This window comes from Streptomyces sp. NPDC004647 (genome assembly GCF_040609575.1).
Taxonomy (GTDB): Bacteria; Actinomycetota; Actinomycetes; order Streptomycetales; family Streptomycetaceae; genus Streptomyces.
Genome location: NZ_JBEXKU010000024.1, coordinates 22,689 through 43,564, shown reverse-complemented (window position 1 = coordinate 43,564; position 20,876 = coordinate 22,689). Strand labels below are relative to the sequence as shown.

The following is a 20,876-nucleotide window of genomic DNA, read 5'->3' as shown; positions in this document are numbered from 1 at the left end:
TCTGTAGCCGGTGGGATGCAGCAATTACACGCCCACTCTTGCGGGTTGGGACGCTGCCACCGCGTCGCGCACCCGGATGCGTATTGACAAACCATGTTGCTGGTTCTGCAATAGTCGATATGACTGGTGACCTGAATGAGGTGCTGACGGCGGTGGGTCCCCGTCTGCGGGCCCTGCGTCAACAGAGTGGAGCCACGCTGGCGGCGCTCTCCGAAACCACCGGGATCTCGATCAGTACGTTGTCCCGGTTGGAGTCCGGAACTCGGCGACCCAGCCTGGAACTGCTGCTACCGCTGGCCAAGGCACATCGTGTTGCCCTGGACGAACTTGTCGGTGCCCCGCCCACCGGCGATCCTCGTATCCAGGCGCAGCCGATCCATCGATTCGGCATGACGATCATCCCGCTGACCCGGCAACCCGGGGGCTTGCAAGCGTTCAAGCAGATCCTTCCGGCAGGTGGGAGCGGTCGGGACCCGGACCCGCAGTCGCACGAGGGCTATGAGTGGCTGTATGTGCTCAGCGGCAAGCTGCGGTTGGTGCTCGGCGAGCACGACCTGGTGCTGAAGGCGGGTGAGGCAGCGGAGTTCGACACACGGGTCCCGCACTGGTTCGGCAACGGGGATGCGCGGGGGGTGGAGTACCTCAGCCTGTTCGGGCCTCAGGGCGAGCGCATGCACGTGAAGGCTGCCCCGCGCCGGAGCTGACCCGCCGCGGACCGCTACTGACCGTCGGCGACCGCCCTCATCGCTGCCGACCGCCGCTCGATAGGCGTTACGTCTCCACGGTGCACACCTCTTCAGGGGCGGGCGGTGTGCACCGTACTCGCGGCGAGCAGGAAGAGATCGGATCGCCGAAGGAGCCCGTCGGGAGCAGCGGGGTCGAGCAGCCGGTCCAACAGCGCTCGGTCCGCACCGGACACGTCCTCGGCAGCGAGCCGAAGCAGCATGGCCAGCCGACCATGAATCCACTCGCGTACGTTCGTAGTCACGGGCGCGGGCAGGTCGAGCAGGAAGGACTTGCTGCCGGCAGGGTGCAGCCCCGCTTCGCGCAACAGGTCTGGCCAGTCCGCTGCGCGCGGCACGACCCCTGCGGGGTGCTGGGCCGCGGCCACCAAGTCCTCCGACACCGCTTCGAGTCGCGACAGCAGACCGGGTGCCGCGCCGTCGGGGAGAAACCGCGTCGGGAGGCCGCCCTCCCGGACCGCGAGCAGACCGCCCGGACGGACCAAGGCGCCGAGCGCACGCAACGCCGCCACCGGGTCGGGAAGATGGTGGACCACGCCGCTCACCCAGACGATGTCGGCCTGTGGGAGCTCGGCCAAATCGTCGGGCAAGGTGACCTGACGCGTCGCCAATCGATCGCCGACACCCAGCCGGGCGGCGCGCGACCGAGCCAGGTCGAGCAGTTCGCCGGAGCCGTCGACGGCCAGTACGGAGGCCGCCGGAATCAACTCCGCGAAGCTGCAGGCCGCAACGCCCGGCCCGGTGCCGACGTCCAACACGCTGCGTACGTCGGGGACACGCTCGGCCAACCAGGCGAGAGCCTGGTCAACCATGGGCGCGAACGTCTCGCCGTCGTTGACGAGCTCCTTCCCACGGTCGGCCCACTCGGGGTGGTCATGAGAGTGGCCGTGGGAGGGGGCATTGGGTGGTTGGTCATGGGGGTGGCTGGGCTGAGTCGAGTCCGAGCCCGGATGTGCTGGTGTCATGACTGCATCGTCCACCGGCGCTCGTCGAAAGAGCCAATGGCTTTGCCGAACCAGCAAACCGCGTGCCTTTAGGATGCCGTCTGAACCGTTGTGGCTCGCTCCCGTGCGCTCGGAGCCGGAGGGCAAGCCGGTCCCTGCGCCGCGTACGCTGCCGCGAGTCCGCGAGTCCGCGAGTCCGCGAGTCCGCGAGTCCGCGAGTCCGGCAAACACGACTCCGCAACTCCGCGACTCCGCGATTCATCGATGCGACGTACCGGGGCGCCGGGCGGGGGTTGGGCGTACCAAGGTGCCGGGGTGCTGGGGCGGGGGTCGCTCGGTCCTGTCCGGTGGATCACGCCGATGGTGCTCGCTTCGGCGGCTGGGGGCATCGCGTGCGGCACTGGTTGCAACCGCATTGTCAGACCCCCATGCCACGATGGCGACCATGAGCACTCTTGAACGCGCCATGCCCCCCTTGGACGCCGATGAGCGGGCGTCCTTGGAGAGCTGGCTCGAGTTCTACCGCACCACCCTCGCTCAGAAGTGCGACGGCCTGGAGGAGGACCAGCTCCGCGAGGCATCCGTGGAGCCCTCACCGATCACACTGCTCGGCCTCGTCCAGCACATGGCGGAGGTCGAGCGGAACTGGTTTCGCCGGGTCCTGGCCCAGGAGGACGCTCCGCCGATCTTCAACCCCGATGCCGACCCCGAGACCACCGACGGCGGTTTCGACCTCGCCGAGGGGGCCACCTACGAAAAGGCCCTGCCCATATGGCAGGCCGAGATGGACCGTGCCCGGGAGAACTGCGCGTCCCACGCGCTCGCGGACACCAGCCCTTTCATGGGCGGGCAGGTCACCCTGCGCTGGATCTACACCCACATGATCGCCGAGTACGCCCGCCACTGCGGCCACGCCGACTTCATCCGCGAGCGCATCGACGGCCGTACGGGCGTCTGAGGGCGAGGCCCCAGCCACCCCATTTGATCACCTTGCCGTGACTGGCCCAACACCCTCCCCGCTGCGCGTCCTTGGGCAATGTGGCTTCAGCAGGGCTTCAGCCGGGCCCACTCGTCGCTCGTCAGATCTCCCGGCGCCCCATGACGACGTCAACGACCCGAGCGAGAGGCAGTCACATGATCTGCCGGACCAGGCCTTAGTGCATGAGGGCGAGCCAGCAGTGGCGCCACCTGCCGTCGGTTCCGAGGCGGCCGGCCTTTATTCTCGGTATCGGCGCGGCAACACCGTTTCTAGCCGCCCTCACTGTTCGACCGTCAGATCGCCACAAGCCATCCCAAGGTCGCTCAAGGCGTCGAGCAACATCTCCAACACGCCCTGGCGGTCCGGGTCCGAGCCCGGCCCCGGACCGCCTGCGCGCCGCTGCTCCTCAGCCCGCGGTCCGCTCCACGGGGATCCACAGCTCCGTGTCCGCTGCCGTCGCGTCCCCGGAAAGTCGCGTGCGCAGGATCTCCGGGCCCGGCACGCTCCGGTACGGGTTGGACGGGAACCACTGTGTGAACACGTCCCGCCACAGGTATTGGAGTGCTGCGGGAACTCACCCCAACTCTCGAAGACCGCCCACATGCCCGCCGGGACGGTGGGGGATTCCATGTCCGCGGGTGCGGCTGCGTTGGTCACCACGCCATGGCAGTAGTCGAGTTCGGTGCCCACCTCGCGACTGTCGGCGATGTTGTCGCTCACGGAGACGACCCCGCGCGGCTCCTGGTCGGACAGCTCCTCCATGCGCTGGAGGGTCTCTTGTCCGATGCTCCGTACGAACTCGACAATCGCCGGGTTCATGCCCTCGTGTACGAGGGGGACGCACGCCTTCTTGCCGACCACGCTGAACTCCCGCCGACGAGTCGTACGCCTCCCGCAAGAACCGTGCCTACCTGCGACGGCGAGGGATCCGCTGCACCATCCCGGACAAAGCTGACCAGACCCGCAACCGAAAGAAACTCGGCTCCCGCGGCGGCCGTCCGCCGAAGTTCGACCCGGAGACTACAAGGCTCGGCACGCGGTCGAGTGCGGCATCAACCGCCTCAAGCGCCACCGTGCCGTGGCCACCGGGTAGGCAAGCTTGCCGTGCGCTACGAGGCGACCGTGCTGGTCGCAGCGCTCAACGACGGTGTGACCAGCACTTCCGTAACCGACCCTAGATGAGTGCCGCCGCCAGCAATGCGGCGGTCTTGGCCACCAGCGGATGGTCGGCCTGCGCGTCTTCCTCGTGTTTGGTCGTCAGGACGGCCATCACGATCGGTGCGCCGTCCGGCGGCCAAGTGATGCCCACGTCGTTGTTGCCGCCGTACCTCCCGCCGCCGGTCTTGTCGGCGAGAATCCAGTCGGCGGGAAGGCCGGCGCGGAATCTGTCGCCGCTGGTCGTGTTGGCGAGCAGCCAGCCGGTGAGCCGTTCCCGGTCCTGGGATGTGAGCGCGTCGCCGAGCGTGAGGCGCGCGTACGTCCGGCCGATGACGCGGGGGGTGGTGGTGTCAGTCACGCGCCATGGTTCCGCCGAGTTGAGTTCGGGCTCCCATCGATCGAGCCCGGTCCTGCCGTCCCCGATCGAGCGGCAGAAGCGGGTGATGGCGGTCGGTCCCCCCAGCTCACGGAGCAACAGGTTTCCCGCGGTGTTGTCGCTGTGGCAGATGGCGGCGTCACACAGCTCCGCGACGGTCATGCCGCCTGCGAGGTTCTCGGCCTTGCCGGTGATCGGGGAGTAGCCCGACTTCTCGACGTACTCTGCGGTGTACCGGATGCGCTTGGCCAGGAACTCGCCGTCGTGGTCGAGGTCGCGCAGAACGGCCGCGGCGGCGATCGTCTTGAACAGCGAGCACATCGGGAAGCGTTCGTCCGCGCGGTACGCCACCATCCTGCCCGTGCGCGTATTGCGGGCGAACACGCCCAGACGGGCGGAGTGCTGCTGCTCGAGCTCCCTCAGCCGCGCGGTGATGCCGTTATCCCCGCCAGGTAAGGCGTATGCCGTCCCGCCGAGGGGCAGGGCGGCGGAAAGTGCCGTGCCGGCGCCGAGAGCGAGTGCGGTGCGGCGGGACGGGCGTGGTCCTGTGGTGTGCAAGGCGTTCCCTTCTGAGGCGATCATGACGTACTTCAACACGCGCTGGCGGCCGGGCTGGTTTCGCTGCGGGTGTGACCGTCCTGGCGCAGCGCCGGTGGGCTGCGGGCCATACAGCCCGTGGGACCGGGTCTACGAAAGGGGCATGCGACCAACGCTTTCGCAACAGGCCCTAAAATTGTTCTTTATGGTCTCTTCCCCGGATGACGAGCTTGAGATGATCAGCTCTCTTCGGTGGTGCGTCGCCGGACGTCGGCCATCAGTTTGTCCAGGAGCGCGATGAGCACCGGACGTTCGTGCTCCGACAGGCCACTGACGAGTGCGGCCTCGCGGCCGAGGACGGTGGCGACGGATCGCTCAATGAGGGCGTGGCCTTCGGCTGTCAATTCCACCAGCACAGTCCGGCGGCCGGTGGCCCCGGGTGTTCGTTGGACGAGGCCGTCTCGTTCGGCCCGGGCGACGCGCTGTGAGATCGCGCCGGCGGTCACCAGCGTCCGCCGGGCGATCTCGCGGGTACTGAGGGTGTAGGGCGGGCCGGAGCGACGGATGACAGACAGCAGATCGAGGGTGGCTGCATCGATCCCCGCCTCTCGAAGGGCCCGGCTGCGGTCGTCGGCGAAGAGCTTCGCGAGCCACCAGATGGGAGTGACGATCTCGATCGATTCAGTTGGGGTTCCTGGTCGTTCCCGCTGCCAGGCCGTGGCGATGTCGGTGGCGGAGGGGGCGGGCTCGGGGCCCTCTGATCCCGTTTTGATGTCGGGCACGGTGTGATTCCCTGTCATCGTCAGATACGTTTAGGTCTAAACATAGTAGGAAGCCGGAGGACTCGTGACCCGCACTGTGCTCGTCACCGGTGGCACCAGCGGTATCGGCCGTGCCATTGCCCAAAGGTTCGCCGCTGACCAGGCAGAGGTCTTCATCACCGGACGAAACCCCGACACCGTCGAACAGACGGCCAAAGAGATAGGGGCGAACGGCGTGCTCTGTGATGCCACCTCGACCGAGCAGGTTGGGGCGCTCGCCACCCAGCTCGGCGACTTGGACGCCCTGGTCAATGCCGCCGGAGGGCTGCCGGAGCCCGCATCCGGTGACCCATCGACGCTGGAAGCACAACTGGCCCAGTGGCACAGCAGCTTGGCCCAGAACCTTCTCACCGCGGTGCTGACCACCGTTGCGGTCCAGGACAAACTCACCAGCAGCAGCTGCGTCATCAACATCGGCTCGATCGGTGCCGAGCGCCGAGGCGGCTCCTACGGTGCGGCGAAAGCCGCCCTGGCCGCCTGGAACGCCTCACTGTCCGCCGAACTCGCTCCAAAGGGCGTCACCTGCAACGTGATCTCCGCGGGCTTCGTTACCGACACGAACTTCTTCCATGGCCAGCTGGCCGAAGAACGCCGCCGCGCGCTCGTGGAAGAGACACACAACAAGCGCCCGGGAACGGTCGACGACATCGCCCAGACGGCCTACTTCCTCGCCTCTCCGGGGGCCCGGCACATTACCGGCCAGACCATCCACGTCAACGGAGGCGCCTTCACCACGCGGTAGCGCTTGACGAAAGCGGGCCCTGGAGCCGGTCGCATTAAGCCAACAGACAACAGGGCGTGGCCCGGTGGACCGACAACCGGCAGGGTTCCACTCCTGCGCCGACGCCAGCGATCCCGGCCGAACAGTCACCAGTCGTCGGTTGTTGCAGCAGACCCCGTAGACACCGGTGACCGGCGTTTGGGGTGACGCGAGGCGAGAGGTCGCAACCGCTCACCAGCGGAGGAATCCGCTACGTCCGAAGGGTGCTGAGCCGCCGCCCGGAGCAAAACAGGAGTCCGGCCGGCGACCTGACTCACACCCCCGTGACCTTCGCGCCCACTGCTCGAACCACCGCCCGTTCCGGTACGGACGGGCGGCCGTCGGCTATGACGAAGTGCACGTTACGTAGGGCATCCAGGTCGTTGAGAGGATCGCCATCGACGACGATCAAGTCCGCCCGGTATCCCCGGGCGAGCCTTCCGGTGTCGTCGGCGATCCCGAGCGCGCGGGCTGCGTCAACGGTGGCCATCTCTATGATGCGATCTCGAGGGAAGCCCACGTGCTGGAAGAACTCCAGACTTGCGACGAAGCCGTCGAACACCGCACGCGGGACCCCCGCGTCCGTTCCCGCCACCAGGCGCACTCCCCGCTGATCCATCCAGCGCACCCGGGCGAACAACTCCTTTGCGCGGTCTTGCCCGAACCGCTTGGCGAACCCCTGCCAGTCAGGGCTCGCCGCAGGACAGACATGGATCCCCTTGGCCACGATCTCGTCGATGAGCTCCTCGCGCACGTCGAACCCACCATCGGACATCCACGTGCAGTGCTCGATGGTGTCCACTCCAGCGGTAACCGCGTCGGCGATCCCCGCCGTGCCATGTGCGTGCGCGGCGACCGGCAGTCCGTACCGACGGGCTTCCTCGACGGCCGTGCGAAGGTTCTGGAGGGAGAACTGGGATTCCCAGATCGCGGGCCCGCCGGGGGTGATTCCGCCGCCGGTGGCCATCACCTTGATCACATCGGCGCCGCCCCGAGCGTTGTTCCGGACCATGTCACGGATGGCCTCCTCGCCCTCGACCTCGCCGCCCAGGAACCAGCAGTGTCCCGAAGGCGCCGTCAACGGTGCGTTCGCTGCGAGAATCCGTGGCCCGTGCAGCAGCCCGTCGGCGACAGCGTCGCGCAGGCGTACGGCCAGTCCATCCCGGTCGCCCAGGTCGCGCACCGTCGTGACTCCTGTGTCCAGGAGTTGCCGAGCCCTGCCGGCCATTCCCAGAAGCAGGCTTGCTTCATCCGCTGCCTGCACGGTGGCAATGGCGTCCGGTCCGGCGTCGAAAGCCAGGTGTACATGGCAGTCGATCAATCCGGGGAGCACTGTGGCGTCCGGTAACGAGACTCTTGGCACGTCGTTGGGCGCAAGTCCTTCAATGTCGGCCCGCCGCCCGGCAGCAGCGACGGTGTTCCCACTCACGAGCACAGCGCCATCCACTATTCGCTCGCCCCCAGGGCCGGTCAGCACCTGACCGGCTGATATCAGCAGTTCCACCGGGTAATCGCTCCGATCTTGTCTTGTTGCATGACTGCCTGTATCAACTCACCACCCTTACATGCGGGTTCAGGAGGTAACACTCCTTGACGCCTCTCGCCCGGGTCTCACCACGGCGCCGACGAGCAGGCCCTACGGCCGGTTCCTCCGGTGGTAGGCGCCCACTGGCACACTTCGATTCTCGCGGCGGGATAAAACCTGCTGGTTGTGGGCGTGCCTGCGGCGGGCCCGTGGCCTGCGCCCGGAGGCGCGAGACGAAGCCCGCACTCGGCAACCCTCCATGCCGTACAACGCATGCGTAACTGCCCCCCGCAGGAACACGAACGCGGGTCGTCGGCCAACCGCACCTCGGAGGGACGCGAGACCAACGAGGAGCACCTCGAGCGCACCTGTTCAGCGAATGCAGCCGACGTTTGAACGCGGTTGTCGTGCTGCGGGTCCGCATCGAACAAGACCTTGCGGTCGCCAGGACGTCTGAAGGCCGGGGACACGTCTCGGCCCCGGGCTCGCCACGCCCGGGTGACCAGTTCGGGCGCGGCCCAGTGACCATCCGTATGCTCACGGCGCGTTGGGGATCTCGCCTGGTGGACGGTTGGCAGGACAGTCTGGTGTGAACCCGACGTCCGACCCGAGCGCAGGAGGAACAGTGACCGCGGCGGAGTTCCTGACCGTACAGACGACGACCGACAGCCTTGAGCGGGCCGAGACGCTCGCTCGCGGGGCCGTGGAGACACGGGTGGCGGCATGCGCGCAAATCACCGCGCCCGTCTCGTCCATCTATCGATGGGAGGGGGCCATCGAGGTCGCGCAGGAGTGGCGAGTGCTCTTCAAGACGAGCCTGGAGCGGTACCGGGAGTTGGAGGCGTACATCGAGGGCACTCACGCCTACGAAACCCCGGAGATCATCGCGACGCCCATCGTCCGTGGCGGTGCGGACTACCTGGCGTGGGTCGCCGCGGAAACAGCCCAGGGCGGAGGGGACGCCGCATGTTGAGAATCGGAACGGTTGTGCTGGGTGTCGCCGATGTGCGGCGGGCCGCCGGATTCTGGCAGCAGGCGTTGGGTTACGTCCCTCGCGGCGGTGAGGTGGAGGACGACGGGCCGTACTCGTACCCGCCGACGGCGGCCCGGGCACCCCGGTGGCGCTCGGTCTGAGTACGACACCCGTGCAGGAGCATCCGCGCGTTCATCTCGACCTTTACGCCACCGATGCGGCCGATCAAGCGGCTGAGGCCGAGCGGCTGGTCTCCCTCGGCGCCGAGCGCGTCGACTGGGATCTGTACCCGGAGGACGCCGACTTCATCGTCCTCGCCGACCCCGCGGGAAACCGCTTCTGCGTCATCGACACCAGCCACGGCTCGGCTTGAAGGGCTGACTGTAGAGCCCAGAGCCCAGAGCCCAGAGCCCGAGAGCCTGAGAGCCTGAGAGCCCCGCAGGGCTGCAGAGCCGCAGAGCCGCAGGGCTGCAAGTGCTGAGGGGGCAGCCGCAGCCGCCCACCCGGCACCGGGTTCAGCAGTACGTAGAACCGGTTCCCCTTCTGCCGCTCCGTGTCACGATCCGCGGCCGCACGTCACGACGGAGCGGGCGGCTCCGGGGCCGGGCTCTCCGGCGGGGAGACCGGCTCGCTCGGCGGCGATTCGGGGGTCCTGTCCCCCGGGGACTCGGGCGGTTCGGACGGGGGCGAGGTGTCCGGCGAGGGCGATGTGGGCGTCGAGTCCTCTGGCGGGGAGGGCGACTCCCGGCCCTCGCTCGGGCGGGACGTCGGCCTGTCCGTGCTGCCCGTGTCTCCGGGGCGGCGTTCGAACCACGTTCCCGTGTCAGGGTCGAAGAGGACGAAGACATTGACGACCCGCGGCGCGGCCGCCACGACGATGACCTCCGACTCCTGGTATCCCGGCCAGGCGTCGCCCCTCTGCTTCGGTGTCCCCTTGAGCTCGACGGGCGGCTGCAACGGGTTTCCGCAGGCGCAGCGCACCCGAGGCACTCCGTGCGGCCCGACCAGGACGGCCGTACCGGCCTGCATGACCGCCTGGTAGCTGGTCGCCTCGCCGTTCCTGAAGCCGTGGTTGGTCACCCGGGTATCCATCCGCAGCTGTACGGGCGTGAGCGACCGCAGATATGACGGGATCTTGTTCTGGTCGATGCCCACGACGCCCGCAAAGGCCTTGCCCTTCACGGGGTCGGACTTGAGGAAGTCGATCTGCTGCTCGACATCGCAGCTGGCGACGTCGCGGGTGCCCCCGTACAGGCCAGGCGCCGAACCCTCGACGCTGGGCGTGCCGTTCGCGTTCTCGGAGGGTGCCCTCGGGGTGGCGGTCGGGGAGGCCGGGGCAGAGGAGTCCTCCGCTGTGGATTCCGTGAACGGGTCGGAGCCTTCGGACGACGCGGCCTCGAGGAAGATCTCGGTTGTGTTGGACTCGTCGGCCGACCGCGTGAGGAAGACGATCACAGCCAGGGCCGCCACCATGATTCCGGCGACGATCGCGACCCGGGGGGCCGACCGCCACCAGGGGCCGCTCGGCCCCTCGCCCGGCACGCCCTTCTCGCCGCTCCCGCCCGGACCCTCGGGCCCGCCCGGACCCCCGGGACCACCTGGCCCCTCAGGGCCGCCCGGGCCCTCGGGGCCGCCGCGACCGCCACCGCTCGGCGGGGGAGGTTCCTGCGGGCCGGACGGTTCGGACGGTTCGGGCGGTCGTGGCCCCGAGGGAGGTCCAGTGGACGGTCCCGTGGACGGGCCTGACGGCGAACCCGACGGGGGGCCCGAGAGCGGGCCCGACGGGGGGCCGGTCGGGGGGCCGGTCGAGTTGCTGTCCGAGGGCGGTGGGGACGTCACGGCTCTTCTTCCACGGCATAGGAATTCTGGGAAATATGAACTATTCCCCGTTTGTCCATTCCCGATCATTGTGTGCTCCGGTTCCCTGCCACCCGCAAGCGGGGCGGCGTCACGGTGCTTACGGTGGGGGAACGGGGCAACTGCCCGCCTCCGACCGAGCTCCCGACCGAGCTCCCCGCCCGGCAGGAGACAGCGTGAGCCAGCCGCGACGCCCCTCCCCCCGAGACGCCGGAAACACCGAAGGCGCCATGCGGTCAGCGCGCGTCTGGTGGGACGCCCTCGCCGCTGTGGCCGCCGGGCTGGCCGCCATGGTCGTGGTCGCGTCGTTCGGCCTCTGGGCCGCGGGCGCCGCGAACCTGCCCAGCGGCGCGTTCCCCCGCGTGGTCGCGGCCACCCTCGTCATGGCGGTCGGCGGCTCGGTCGAGCTGTACGGCGACGCCGGGTTCATCGCGCAGACGGACGCCGCCATCGACGTCGTACCCCTCTCCGTGACCCTCGCCGGCGCCCTGGCGACGGCCGTCGTCTTCCTGATGCCGCTGCGCCACCGTGCCGTGGCGCACGGCCAAGAGGTGCTTGCCCGGGTCGTCCGTACGGCGGTGCTGTGGCTCCTGGTGCTGCTGGCGCTCGCCCTCGTCGCCCGCCACAACTTCCGCATCTCCCTGGGCGAGGGCCTGGCCGAGGACATCGGAGAGGCCCTCGGCGCGTCCCCCGAAGTCGGCTTCCGCGCGGGCGTGCCCGCCACCATGGGTTTCGGCCTGCTCTGGCTGCTGGTCGTACTCGCACTCGCCTTCGCCTTCTCCCGCAAGGCGCCGCTGCCCTCCCGGCTGCTGCACTTCCAGCAGTCCGTCCGGCCGTCCGCGCGCGCGATGCTGCAGGTGCTGCTGGCCTACGTGGTCATCGGCCTGGTCACCGGCGTGATCGTCGCCATCACCCACGAGCATCGGGCCGAGACCATCGCCGTCCTGCTGCTCGGGCTGCCGAATCTGGTCTGGATGGCCTTCGGTATCGGTATCGGCGGTGCCTGGGAGGGGCGGGTGGCCGAGGGCATCGGACTGCCGATGCCGCACGTGCTGGACCAGGTGCTCCGCAGGCCCGGCCGCGGGGACGCCACCCTCGACCTCGCCTCGCTCTCGGAACAGGACGGCAGGGCATGGCTGTTGGTGGCAGTGGCCGCCGTTCTGCTGCTTGCCGCGGGGTTCGTCGCCGCGGTCCGTTCCCCTGCCCGTACGCGGCCGTGGCAGCAGGCCTGGCACATGGGTCTGGCCCTGGCCCTCACGATGCTCGTCATCGGGCTGCTCACCCGGATCTCGGCCCACTACGGTCTGACGGTGATCGGCGTCGGGGACCTCGGCGGGGGTCTGGGCGGCGAGGTAATGCTGCGGGCGAACTTCCTGCCGCTGGTGGGGTTCGGCGCGCTCTGGGGCCTCGTCGCGGGCTTCCTCGGCAGCCTGCTGGCGACACGTGTACGTCACCCGGGCGAGGTGGGGGACAGCGAACGGGAGGCGCGGGGCGGGAGCGGCGGCGAACGGGAGGCGCGGGGTGGGAGCGGCGGCTGACGGGAGACGCGGGGCAGGGGCAGCGGCTGAGGAACTGCGTACTTGCGGCGCGGGGAGCGTCGGCGTTCGGTCGGCGGTTGCAGCCGAGAGCTCGTGGCCGGGGCGGCCTGGGTTGGGGCTGAGGCCCAGGATCCCGCTTGGTCCCCGGGCTTGGTCTCCGGGCCAGGACCGCCGCCCGGGTCTGTCAGGGGCGGGTGAGTCAGGGCGGGCGCGTCAGGGCGGGCGCGTCAGGGCGGGCGCGTCAGCCGGTTCCGGGCCCGGAACCCTACCCCGGGCCGGTTCCGCGTCCAGATCCGGTGCCGCGCCTGATGCCCGGGAACGCTGGTGCGGCCCAGCGCGGTGGTGGGGGCGGCGCTGCTTCCTGCGGCCAGTGCTCGCCCAACTGGACGTCCACCTGTGTCGGAGCGTGCGCCACAGCCCGCTCAGCCGCCCTCTCCGGCCGTACGTTCCTGCCCGCCGCGCGCAGCTCCGATACGAACTGCCGGCACGTGTCGTAGCGCCTCTCCGGGGCCTTGGCGAGCGCCTGGGCCATCACATCGTCCGCGGCGGGCGGCAGGTCGGGCCGTAGCTCCGACAGGTCCGGCGGCGGATCGTACTGGTGGGCCCACAGCATCGCCATGTCGTCCTCGCGCCGGAAGGGCGGCGACCCCGTGAGCGCCTCGAAGACCACGCAGGCGAGGCTGTAGACGTCGCAGCGGCCGTCGACCGGGCGGCCGGAGATCTGCTCCGGCGCCACGTAGGCGAGTGTCCCCACGAACTGCCCGGCGCTCGTGAAGCCGGTCAGCGACAGCGACTTCTTCGTCAGCCCGAAGTCGGTGAGGTACACATGCTCGGGGTGGTCGCTGTCGGTGCCCTCGGCGATCAGGATGTTCCCGGGTTTGACGTCCCGGTGCACCAGGTCGTGCGCATGAGCCGCGTCCAGTGCGGAGGCCACCTGCACGGCGATCCTGCAGGCCGCGTCGACGGACAGCCGGCCGTCCCGGTCGAGCAGTGCCCGCAGGTCCCGTCCCTCGACGTAGCGCATCGCGATGTAGAGCACGCCGTCCGTCTCACCGGCTTCGAAAACAGGCACGATGTGCGGGTGGTCGATGGCCGCGGCGACCCGCGACTCGTGGACGAAACGCCTGCGGAACGTGTCGTTGCGGGCGAGTTGAGGGGCCAGCAGCTTGACGGCGACGGTACGGCCGAGCCGCAGATCCTCGGCGCGGTAGACGACCGCCATGCCGCCACGGCCGATCTCGCGCTCGAGGCGGTACGCGGCGATCTGTCGGCCCTCCAGGCCGGATGCGTCGCTCGAGGTCGACCGCTCAGGCCCGGGGCCGGGGCGGGGACCTGGACCGGGCCCGGGGCCGAGCCCGGGACCTCCCGGCCCTTCGGGACCCGGATCGGCAGCGGGACCTGGACCGGTCTCCGCAGCTGAGCCCGTACCGGACTCCGTACCGGACTCCGTACCGGACTCCGTACCGGACTCCGTACCGGACTCCGTACCGGACTCCGTACCGGACTCCGTACCGGCACCACCACCGGCGGTACCCACCTCCGTATCGGGATGAGGCTCCCCCTCGCGCTCCGGATCCGTAGCGCGATCTGGCCTCGGATCGCGCTCCGGCCCCGGCTCGCGGCCCGGATCCCGCTCGCGCCCCGGCCCCGGCTCCCGCTCCGTCACCGGAAGTCACCCCACTGGGTCGGGGGTGCGGAGTCGGGCGGCTCGGCCCTGGCAGGCTCGGGCTCGTAAGGGGGCGGCATGGACGCCGACGGCCGTTCCGAGGTCGCCAAGGTCTTCAGGGAGACGCCGTCGCAGTAGCACCACCGCTCGTGCGCCGCGTCGTACAGCCAGAGCGCCTCGCCGTCCACGACCAACCCCACCCGCATGCCCCGCGTCTGCTGCTGGAAGGTCTCACTGTCCACCCGCCCGGCGGAGAGCTCCTCCGCCGCCCATCGGTAGCGACCCAGCTCCCCCTCCACCCGTGCCAGCAGCGGCCTCGGGTCCGCAGACCGCGCCGGGGGCTGCCCGGCAGCAGGCGGGCCCATCGGTACGGACACCAGCAGCCGCCCGTCGACCCACGCCGACCACCCGTTCGAGCACACCACCCGCGCCCAGTCGCCGCGGCGGTCGGTCAGCTGTACCGGCAGCAGCGGGTCCAGTGGCGCCGAAGGCTGCGTCCCGTCGGGCGTCGACCACGTGGGCATGCCCTCCCGCGGAACGACATGGCTCGGACGGAACCCGGGCTCGGTCGTCGTCATCGGCCGCTCCTCCGTGCGCTGGTCCCCGCGCGCTGGTCCCTGTCATGAATCCTCGCGACGCGGGCCTGTACTGCGTCCCGTGTTGTCTGCCCGCGTTGCGTGCCTGTGCTGTGGCCCCGCGTCGGTCCTTGTGGACTCGTCCGCGCCTGTCCGGGCGCTTTTCGGTTTCGGTGCACTGCACCCGTCAGGGTCAGTGTATTTTCCGGCGGCACTTCATCCCGGTATCCATTGATATATCCACTGGTACATCCCCGCTGGCTACTTCCGCATGATCTCGGGCTCATGCCTGCGCAGCAGCTTCGCGACCAGGAACCACAGGGCGACCGACAGCACGACCAGCATGCCGATGTTGAGCAGCCAGGTTCCCGCCGAGTGGTCGAACAGCGGGTCCGTGGTCACTTTCTGGGGCACGATCCGTTCCAGCTCAACCGTCCCGGCCATCGCGGCGAGTGCCCACCGGGAAGGCATCAGCCACCCCACCTGCTCCAGCCCCGGCACCCCGTCCAGCCTGAGCAGCGCGCCGCAGAACACGACCTGCACGATGGCGAGGAGGACCAGCAGGGGCATGGTGACCTCCTCCTTCCGCACCAGGGCGGACACGAACAGGCCCAGCAGCATCGCGGTGAACGCCAGCATGGCCACGGCTATCGTGATCTCGATCAGCGGTGGCAGGAACACCCCTTCGCCGCCTGGGGCGTTCAGATCCACACCGAACAGGGCGACCATGGTCAGCACGATCGCCTGGACGATGGTGATGAGTCCCAGAACCACCACCTTGGACATCAGATACGCGGAGCGGGACAGGCCGACGGCGCGTTCCCGCTGGTAGATCACCCTCTCCTTGACCAGTTCGCGCACGGCGTTCGCCGCCCCCGTCAGCACCGCGCCGACGCACAGGATGAGCAGGGCGTTCATCGCCTCGCCGCTGCTCAGCCTGCTGCCCGCGAGCGCATGCGCCATCGCACCCATGACGAAGGGCAGGGCGATCATCACGGCGATGAAGGTCCGGTCCGCCGTGAGCGCCGCCGCGTACCGCCGGATCAGCGTCCGCAGCTGCGCGCCCCAGCTCTGCGCCTTGGGGGGCTCGACGGAGCCGTGGGCGGGTTCCGGGGCGTGCCGGGGCTGCCGGGTGGCGGCGTCGATGTACTGCCGGTGCAGATGCGACGCGCGGTACTCACCCGCCCAGTCCCGCTCCGCGTCGTTCTCGAAGGCCTCGAACGCCTCCGGCCACTGCTCGAACCCGAAGAACGGCAGTGTGTCGTCCGGCGGTCCGTAGAACGCGATCTTCCCGCCGGGCGCCAGGACCAGCAGCCGGTCGCACACGTTCAGGCTCAGCACGCTGTGCGTGACCACGATGACCGTATGGCCGTCGTCCGCCAACCCGCGCAGCATGTTCATCACCGAGCGGTCCATGCCCGGATCGAGTCCGGAGGTCGGCTCGTCGAGGAAGAGCAGCGACGGTTTCGTCAGCAGCTCCAGCGCCACGCTGACCCGCTTGCGCTGGCCGCCCGAGAGGCTGTGGATCGGCTGGTCGACGCGCTGGTCGAGCCCCAGCTCGTGGATCACCTCGTCGACCCGCGCCTGCCGCTCCGCCTTCGCGGTGTCCTCCGGGAAGCGCAGCTGGGCGGCGTAGCCGAGGGCGCGGCGTACGGTCAGCTGGGAGTGCAGGATGTCGTCCTGCGGTACGAGGCCGATGCGCTGTCGCAGCTCGGCGTAGTCCCGGTAGAGGTCCCGGCCGTCGTACAGCACCGTGCCCCGGTCGGCCGGGCGCAGCCCCGTCAGCGCGTTCAGCAGGGTCGACTTGCCGGCGCCGCTCGGGCCGACGACGGCGAGCAGGCACTTCTCGCTGACCGGGAAGGACACCTGGTCCAGCAGCGTCCTACGGCCCTTGTCCACCTGTACGGCCAGGTCCTGGACGTCGAGCGAGACCTCACCGGTGTCGACGAACTCCTGGAGCTGGTCCCCGACGAGGCAGAAGGCGGAGTGGCCGATGCCGATGATGTCGCCGGGGCGTACGGGGGCGCGGGCGACCGGCTGGCCGTTGAGGTACGTACCGTTGTGGCTGCCCAGATCCACGATCTCGTAGCCGCCGTCGGGGCCCGCCGCTCCGGGAACCGTGCGCAGCTCCGCGTGCCGGCGCGAGACCACGAGGTCGTCGATGACCAGGTCGTTGTCGGCCGCGCGGCCGATCCGCACCGTACGGGCGGGCAGCGGGCGTATGGATGTCGGTCGGCGGAAGGTGTTGGTGGCGGCGGGTGCGGAGACGGCGGACGGCCGCCCGTCAACGGCCGGCGCGGGGCGACCGGGAGGGGGCGGTTGACCGGCGGGGAGCGGGTGCGCGGGAGAGGGCGGGTGACCGGCGGGCTGAGGTGGGCCGACCTCCTGCGGTGGGGCGACTTGCTGTGGTGGGCCGAGTTGCTGTGGTGGGCCGAGTTGCTGATGTGGGCCGACCGGCTGCGGTGGGCCGCTGAGCACCGCGCGCGGCCCGTTCGCGGGGTTGCCGAAGCGGATGATGCTGCCGGGGCCGACCCCGGACTGCCGCACGCGTCGCCCGTCGGCGTACGTACCGTTGGTGCTGTTCTCGTCCTCGAGCATCCAGTGGCCGGCGGCGGGCCGCAGTACCGCGTGGTGCCACGAGACCCTGGCGTCGTCGAGCACGACGTCGCACGAGGGATCGCGCCCCACGTGGTAGGACCGGCTCGGGCTCATCACCTGCGATTCGCCTTCGGCTTCGAGAACGAGTTCGGGTGGTGTGGGTGCGACCGGCCGCTCTCCCATGCCTGGAATTTTACGGCGGCGATGCTGCGCCCGCCTTTCCGCACGGCGAGCGGGAGCGGCACCAGGTGTCGTGACCATCGCCCCCGAACAGCACGGACGGGCTTCGCGCCCATCGGGAACCAACATCAAGAAGCCGCTGCTGACAAGGCCGCAGAGAAACCGCTACCAAGGAACCGCTACTTAAGGAACCCCGCTACCAAGAAACCGCCAACCAAGAAACCGCCAACCAAGAAACCGCCAACCAAGAAACCGCCAACCAACGGACCGCCACCAGCGGACCGCAAGGCATCGCTTCCCAAGACCCGCGGCCCGGCACCGCTGCCCAGGACCCGCCGAGGAACCGCACCAAGGCATCACCTTCAAGACTTTCAAGGAATGAGGTCCCTGGATGACAGCCGAGCACGGGCGGCTGCCCGTCTTCGTCTACGGAACGCTGCGCCCCGGTCAGGCCTACCACGACCGCTTCCTGGGCGGCCGTATCGCAGGTGAGGAGCCGGGCAGGATGCGCGGCGCGGTGCTGTACGAGGGGCCGGGCTATCCGTACGCCGTCGCCGACGCGGACGGCGTGATCCACGGCGAGCTGATCACCCTTGCGTCCGCGCATTACGACATCCTGCTCGCCTCCCTCGACGAGCTGGAGGAGCACGCCCCGGGCGACCCCGACAACCTCTACGAGCGCGTCACCCGCGAGGTGTTGCTCGCCGGCGGACGGACCGCTCGGGCCTGGGTCTATCTCGCGGCGGAGCAGGTGGCGCGGCGGCTGCGGGCCTCCGGCACGGCCGTTCCCGGCGGTGACTGGCCGTCCGGATCCGCTGCTGACCGGACCTCGGCCTGAGCGGGTGGCGTCGCTTCCACCGGGACCGCCGGGGGAGCCGTGGTTCAGGGAGCAACCGTGCAGTGTTCGCTGCGGCGCTCGCCAAGCGCTCTTGCTGCGGCTGGGGTGGCCGCTTCCACCCTGGACCGCGCGGGCGAGACGTAGGTCAGGAAGCAACCGTGCGGCCGTCACTGCGGCCCTCGCTGGGGCCAGGTTGCCGCCCCGCCTCCGCTACGGCGCCGCCGCTTCCAGCCGGACAGCACAGACCTTGAACTCGGGCATCCGGGAGGTCGGATCGAGTGCCGGGTTGGTGAGCGTGTTGGCGCGGCCCTCGCCCGGCCAGTGGAAGGGCATGAAGACCGTGTCGGGGCGGATCGTGCGGGTGATCTGCGCAGGCGCCACAGCCCGGCCGCGGCGCGAGACCACGGTGACGGGGTCGCCCTCGGCCACCCCCACACGGTCGGCGAGCAGCGGATGCAGCTGTACGAAGGGGCCGGGAGCGGCAGCGTTCAGTTCGTCCACGCGCCGTGTCTGCGCCCCTGACTGGTACTGGGCTACGACTCGGCCCGTCGTCAGCAGCACCGGGTAGTCGGCATCCGGCTCCTCTGCGGCGGGCCGGTGCGAGACCGGTACGAAACGAGCGCGGCCGTCGTCCGTCGCGAACCGGTCGAGGAAGAGCCGGGGCGTGCCGGGGTGTCCTCCTGCCCGGACGGGGGCAGGGGGCTCGGCCTCGTAGTCGTTGGCGGGGTCGTCCGGCCAGTCGCTCAGCCGGTCATCCGGCCGGTCGCCCTGCTCCTCGTCCAGTCGTTTGTTCTGCCGGTCGTCCAGCTGGTCAGCTGGTCGGTCGCCCTGCCGGTCGTCCACTCGGTCATCCGGCCGATCACCTTGTCCGTCGTCCAGCCGGCCGTCCTGCCGGTCTTCCGGCAGCGAACCCGGCGGCGTCTCATCGGCGTCCCCGGGGCGCGCGCCCTCCGGACAGGGCCAGAAAACGCCGTCCTCCTCGGCGATGCGGCGGTAGCTGATACCGGAGTAGTCCGCGGGCCCGCCCGCCGATGCGCGGCGCAGCTCGTCGAAGACCTCCTCCGGGTCGGTGGGAAAGCCCTTCTCCCACCCGAGGCGGGCCGCGAGGCCACTCAGCACCTCCAGGTCGGTACGCACCCCCGGCGGAGCGCTCAGCGCCTTGCGGCGCAGGATGACCCGCCCTTCCAGGTTGGTCGTGGTGCCGGTCTCCTCGGCCCACTGGGTGACCGGCACCACGACGTCTGCGAGTGCGGCCGTCTCCGACAGCACCACGTCGGCCACCGCGAGGAAGTCCAGGGAGCGCAGCCGTTCCTCGATGTGGGCCGCGTGCGGGGCGGACACGACCGGGTTGGACCCCATCAGCAGCAGCGACTTCACATCCGTGCCCAGCGCGTCGAGGAGTTCGTAAGCGCTGCGGCCGGGCCCCGGCAGGTCCTCGGGGTCCACGCCCCACACACCGGCCACATGGGCGCGGGCCGCGGGGTCGGTGAGTTTGCGGTAGCCGGGCAACTGGTCGGCTTTCTGGCCGTGCTCGCGGCCGCCCTGCCCGTTGCCCTGGCCGGTGAGGCAGCCGTAACCGGACAGCGGGCGCCCGGCCCGGCCGGTCGCCAGGCACAGATTGATCCAGGCGCCGACGGTGTCCGTGCCCTTGGACTGCTGCTCGGGGCCGCGGGCGGTGAGCACCATCGACGTCGGCGCATCGCAGAACAGGTCTGTGGCCTCGCGGAGCTGGGGGAGGGGTACGCCGGTGATGCGCTCGACGAGTTCGGGCCAGTGAGCCATGGCCGCGGCCCGGGCCTCTGCCCAGCCACTCGTACGGGACGCCACGAACTCCTCGTCCACCCTGCCCTCGGCGACCACCAGGTGCAGCATGCCCAGGGCGAGCGCGAGGTCCGTGCCGGGCCGCGGCGCGAGATGCAGATCGGCCTGCTCGGCGGTGCGGGTGCGGCGCGGATCGATGACGATGAGTTTGCCGCCGTTCTCCTTCAACTCGGTGAGATAGCGCAGGGCGGGCGGCATTGTCTCGGCGAGGTTGGAGCCGACGAGTATCAGGCAGCCGGTGCGCGGAATGTCCTCCAGCGGGAAGGGCAGGCCGCGGTCCAGGCCGAAGGCACGCTGGTGGGCGGCGGCGGCCGAGGACATGCAGAAACGGCCGTTGTAGTCGATCTGTGAGGTGGCCAGTACGACCCGGGCGAACTTGCCCAGCGCGTACGCCTTCTCGTTGGTCAGTCCGCCGCCGCCGAAGACTCCGACCGCGTCGGGGCCGTGCTGCGCGCGCGTACCGGCCATGCCGTCGGCGATCCGGTCCAGGGCCTCCTCCCAGGTGGCCGGTTCGAGCCGGCCGGAGCCAGGGCGTCGGACCAGCGGCTCGGTCAGGCGCACCCGGGAGGAGAGCACGGCGGGGGCAGTCCGGCCCTTGCCGCACAGCGCCCCCTGATTGACGGGGAAGGAGGCGCGCTCCACGACCTCGACCCCGTCCGCCCCGGGCCGCAGACCCATGCCGCACTGCAGCGCGCAGTAGGGGCAATGGGTGTCGACGGGTGAGGCGATATCGGTGCGCATGTCCTCAGGATGCGTCGCGGGTGTTACGCCCCGCGCCCCGCCGGGTTACACCTTCCGCACGGCGACCTCAGCGGGCCCGCCGACCGCCCGTGAGGTGGCTGACCGATCTCGCCGCGGTATTTGGTTTGTGGTCGGTCGGTGAGTGCTGGGGCGCTGGCGGGCGGCGGAGACCGCGGGAGCGCGCCGGTCGGGGGACCGGGCCGCGTGCAGGGCGGTGTCAGTGTGCCGGTGCTGGGGTGAGGGCGG

General features: G+C 70.1%; 15 protein-coding genes and 2 pseudogenes. 7 read left to right on the top strand and 10 right to left on the bottom strand.

Translation table 11 applies throughout. The annotated features are described in order from the left end of the window. Positions 1–119 precede the first annotated feature (119 nt). Positions 120–704 carry an XRE family transcriptional regulator gene (locus ABZW18_RS13405; RefSeq protein ID WP_356186366.1) on the top strand — a complete coding sequence of 195 codons (585 nt, stop codon included), beginning with the start codon at positions 120–122 and terminating at the stop codon, positions 702–704. Positions 705–796: 92 nt separating this feature from the next. Here the strand turns inward: ABZW18_RS13405 and ABZW18_RS13400 are convergent, their stop codons facing one another. Next, the gene (locus ABZW18_RS13400) at positions 797–1,708 is read right to left on the bottom strand and encodes a class I SAM-dependent methyltransferase (protein WP_356186363.1); all 912 of its coding nucleotides are present in this window, start codon (positions 1,706–1,708) and stop codon (positions 797–799) included. 424 nt (positions 1,709–2,132) lie between these two features. On the opposite strand from ABZW18_RS13400, the gene ABZW18_RS13395 reads away from it, so the two are divergent. After that, positions 2,133–2,645 carry a DinB family protein gene (locus ABZW18_RS13395; protein ID WP_356186361.1) on the top strand — a complete coding sequence of 171 codons (513 nt, stop codon included), beginning with the start codon at positions 2,133–2,135 and terminating at the stop codon, positions 2,643–2,645. 427 nt (positions 2,646–3,072) lie between these two features. Here the strand turns inward: ABZW18_RS13395 and ABZW18_RS13390 are convergent. From ABZW18_RS13390 to ABZW18_RS13380, 3 genes and pseudogenes are all read right to left on the bottom strand, one after another. Further along, positions 3,073–3,542 (bottom strand): annotated as a pseudogene (locus tag ABZW18_RS13390) (GyrI-like domain-containing protein); the annotation flags it as partial. Between the two features lie 298 nt (positions 3,543–3,840). Beyond that, positions 3,841–4,782: a class A beta-lactamase gene (gene bla / locus ABZW18_RS13385; RefSeq protein WP_356186359.1), complete on the bottom strand. Its 942-nt coding sequence runs from the start codon at positions 4,780–4,782 to the stop codon at positions 3,841–3,843. A 194-nt stretch (positions 4,783–4,976) separates the two neighbouring features. Continuing rightward, a complete protein-coding gene (locus ABZW18_RS13380; protein WP_356186356.1) occupies positions 4,977–5,519 on the bottom strand; it encodes a MarR family transcriptional regulator in 543 nt (180 codons plus the stop codon). Between the two features lie 64 nt (positions 5,520–5,583). On the opposite strand from ABZW18_RS13380, the gene ABZW18_RS13375 reads away from it, so the two are divergent. Beyond that, complete coding sequence (locus ABZW18_RS13375; protein ID WP_356186354.1) at positions 5,584–6,300, top strand: SDR family oxidoreductase; 717 nt, start codon at positions 5,584–5,586, stop codon at positions 6,298–6,300. Between the two features lie 292 nt (positions 6,301–6,592). On the opposite strand, the gene ABZW18_RS13370 is transcribed toward ABZW18_RS13375, so the two are convergent. Continuing rightward, positions 6,593–7,651, bottom strand: coding sequence for an amidohydrolase family protein (locus ABZW18_RS13370; protein ID WP_356186352.1), 1,059 nt, complete (start codon positions 7,649–7,651; stop codon positions 6,593–6,595). Positions 7,652–8,468: 817 nt separating this feature from the next. On the opposite strand from ABZW18_RS13370, the gene cutA reads away from it, so the two are divergent. Together cutA and ABZW18_RS13360 are read left to right on the top strand one after the other, a co-directional pair. Further along, complete coding sequence (gene cutA, locus ABZW18_RS13365; RefSeq protein ID WP_356186349.1) at positions 8,469–8,816, top strand: divalent-cation tolerance protein CutA; 348 nt, start codon at positions 8,469–8,471, stop codon at positions 8,814–8,816. Next, positions 8,810–9,189: pseudogene (locus ABZW18_RS13360) on the top strand (VOC family protein). The gene cutA and the pseudogene ABZW18_RS13360 overlap by 7 nt, the downstream one beginning before the upstream one ends. A gap of 203 nt (positions 9,190–9,392) precedes the next feature. On the opposite strand, the gene ABZW18_RS13355 reads toward ABZW18_RS13360, so the two are convergent. Continuing rightward, positions 9,393–10,358 carry a DUF6777 domain-containing protein gene (locus tag ABZW18_RS13355; protein ID WP_356186346.1) on the bottom strand — a complete coding sequence of 322 codons (966 nt, stop codon included), beginning with the start codon at positions 10,356–10,358 and terminating at the stop codon, positions 9,393–9,395. A gap of 545 nt (positions 10,359–10,903) precedes the next feature. Here ABZW18_RS13355 and ABZW18_RS13350 point away from each other — a divergent pair. After that, positions 10,904–12,211 (top strand): streptophobe family protein, encoded by a 1,308-nt coding sequence (locus ABZW18_RS13350; protein WP_356186464.1) that lies wholly within the window; start codon positions 10,904–10,906, stop codon positions 12,209–12,211. A 265-nt stretch (positions 12,212–12,476) separates the two neighbouring features. Here the strand turns inward: ABZW18_RS13350 and ABZW18_RS13345 are convergent, their stop codons facing one another. The 3 genes from ABZW18_RS13345 to ABZW18_RS13335 all read right to left on the bottom strand — a co-directional run bounded on the left by ABZW18_RS13345 (position 12,477) and on the right by ABZW18_RS13335 (position 17,233). Next, entirely contained in the window at positions 12,477–13,490 is a 1,014-nt protein-coding gene (locus ABZW18_RS13345) for a serine/threonine-protein kinase (protein ID WP_356186462.1), read from the bottom strand. Between the two features lie 383 nt (positions 13,491–13,873). Then, complete coding sequence (locus tag ABZW18_RS13340) at positions 13,874–14,455, bottom strand: hypothetical protein (protein WP_356186343.1); 582 nt, start codon at positions 14,453–14,455, stop codon at positions 13,874–13,876. 258 nt (positions 14,456–14,713) lie between these two features. Beyond that, entirely contained in the window at positions 14,714–17,233 is a 2,520-nt protein-coding gene (locus tag ABZW18_RS13335; RefSeq protein WP_356186340.1) for an FHA domain-containing protein, read from the bottom strand. A gap of 388 nt (positions 17,234–17,621) precedes the next feature. Between ABZW18_RS13335 and ABZW18_RS13330 the strand changes: the two genes are divergently transcribed. After that, positions 17,622–18,068 carry a gamma-glutamylcyclotransferase family protein gene (locus ABZW18_RS13330; RefSeq protein ID WP_356186337.1) on the top strand — a complete coding sequence of 149 codons (447 nt, stop codon included), beginning with the start codon at positions 17,622–17,624 and terminating at the stop codon, positions 18,066–18,068. Positions 18,069–18,278: 210 nt separating this feature from the next. On the opposite strand, the gene ABZW18_RS13325 is transcribed toward ABZW18_RS13330, so the two are convergent. Continuing rightward, the gene (locus ABZW18_RS13325) at positions 18,279–20,630 is read right to left on the bottom strand and encodes a molybdopterin oxidoreductase family protein (protein WP_356186334.1); all 2,352 of its coding nucleotides are present in this window, start codon (positions 20,628–20,630) and stop codon (positions 18,279–18,281) included. Positions 20,631–20,876: the final 246 nt, after the last annotated feature.

Coding starts and splice junctions, on each gene's coding strand:
- ABZW18_RS13405 (WP_356186366.1), top strand. CDS start 120: ATGACTGGTGACCTGAATGAGGTGCTGACGGCGGTGGGTCCCCGTCTG.
- ABZW18_RS13400 (WP_356186363.1), bottom strand. CDS start 1,708: ATGACACCAGCACATCCGGGCTCGGACTCGACTCAGCCCAGCCACCCC.
- ABZW18_RS13395 (WP_356186361.1), top strand. CDS start 2,133: ATGAGCACTCTTGAACGCGCCATGCCCCCCTTGGACGCCGATGAGCGG.
- bla (WP_356186359.1), bottom strand. CDS start 4,782: ATGATCGCCTCAGAAGGGAACGCCTTGCACACCACAGGACCACGCCCG.
- ABZW18_RS13350 (WP_356186464.1), top strand. CDS start 10,904: ATGCGGTCAGCGCGCGTCTGGTGGGACGCCCTCGCCGCTGTGGCCGCC.
- ABZW18_RS13340 (WP_356186343.1), bottom strand. CDS start 14,455: ATGACGACGACCGAGCCCGGGTTCCGTCCGAGCCATGTCGTTCCGCGG.
- ABZW18_RS13335 (WP_356186340.1), bottom strand. CDS start 17,233: ATGGGAGAGCGGCCGGTCGCACCCACACCACCCGAACTCGTTCTCGAA.
- ABZW18_RS13330 (WP_356186337.1), top strand. CDS start 17,622: ATGACAGCCGAGCACGGGCGGCTGCCCGTCTTCGTCTACGGAACGCTG.
- ABZW18_RS13325 (WP_356186334.1), bottom strand. CDS start 20,630: ATGCGCACCGATATCGCCTCACCCGTCGACACCCATTGCCCCTACTGC.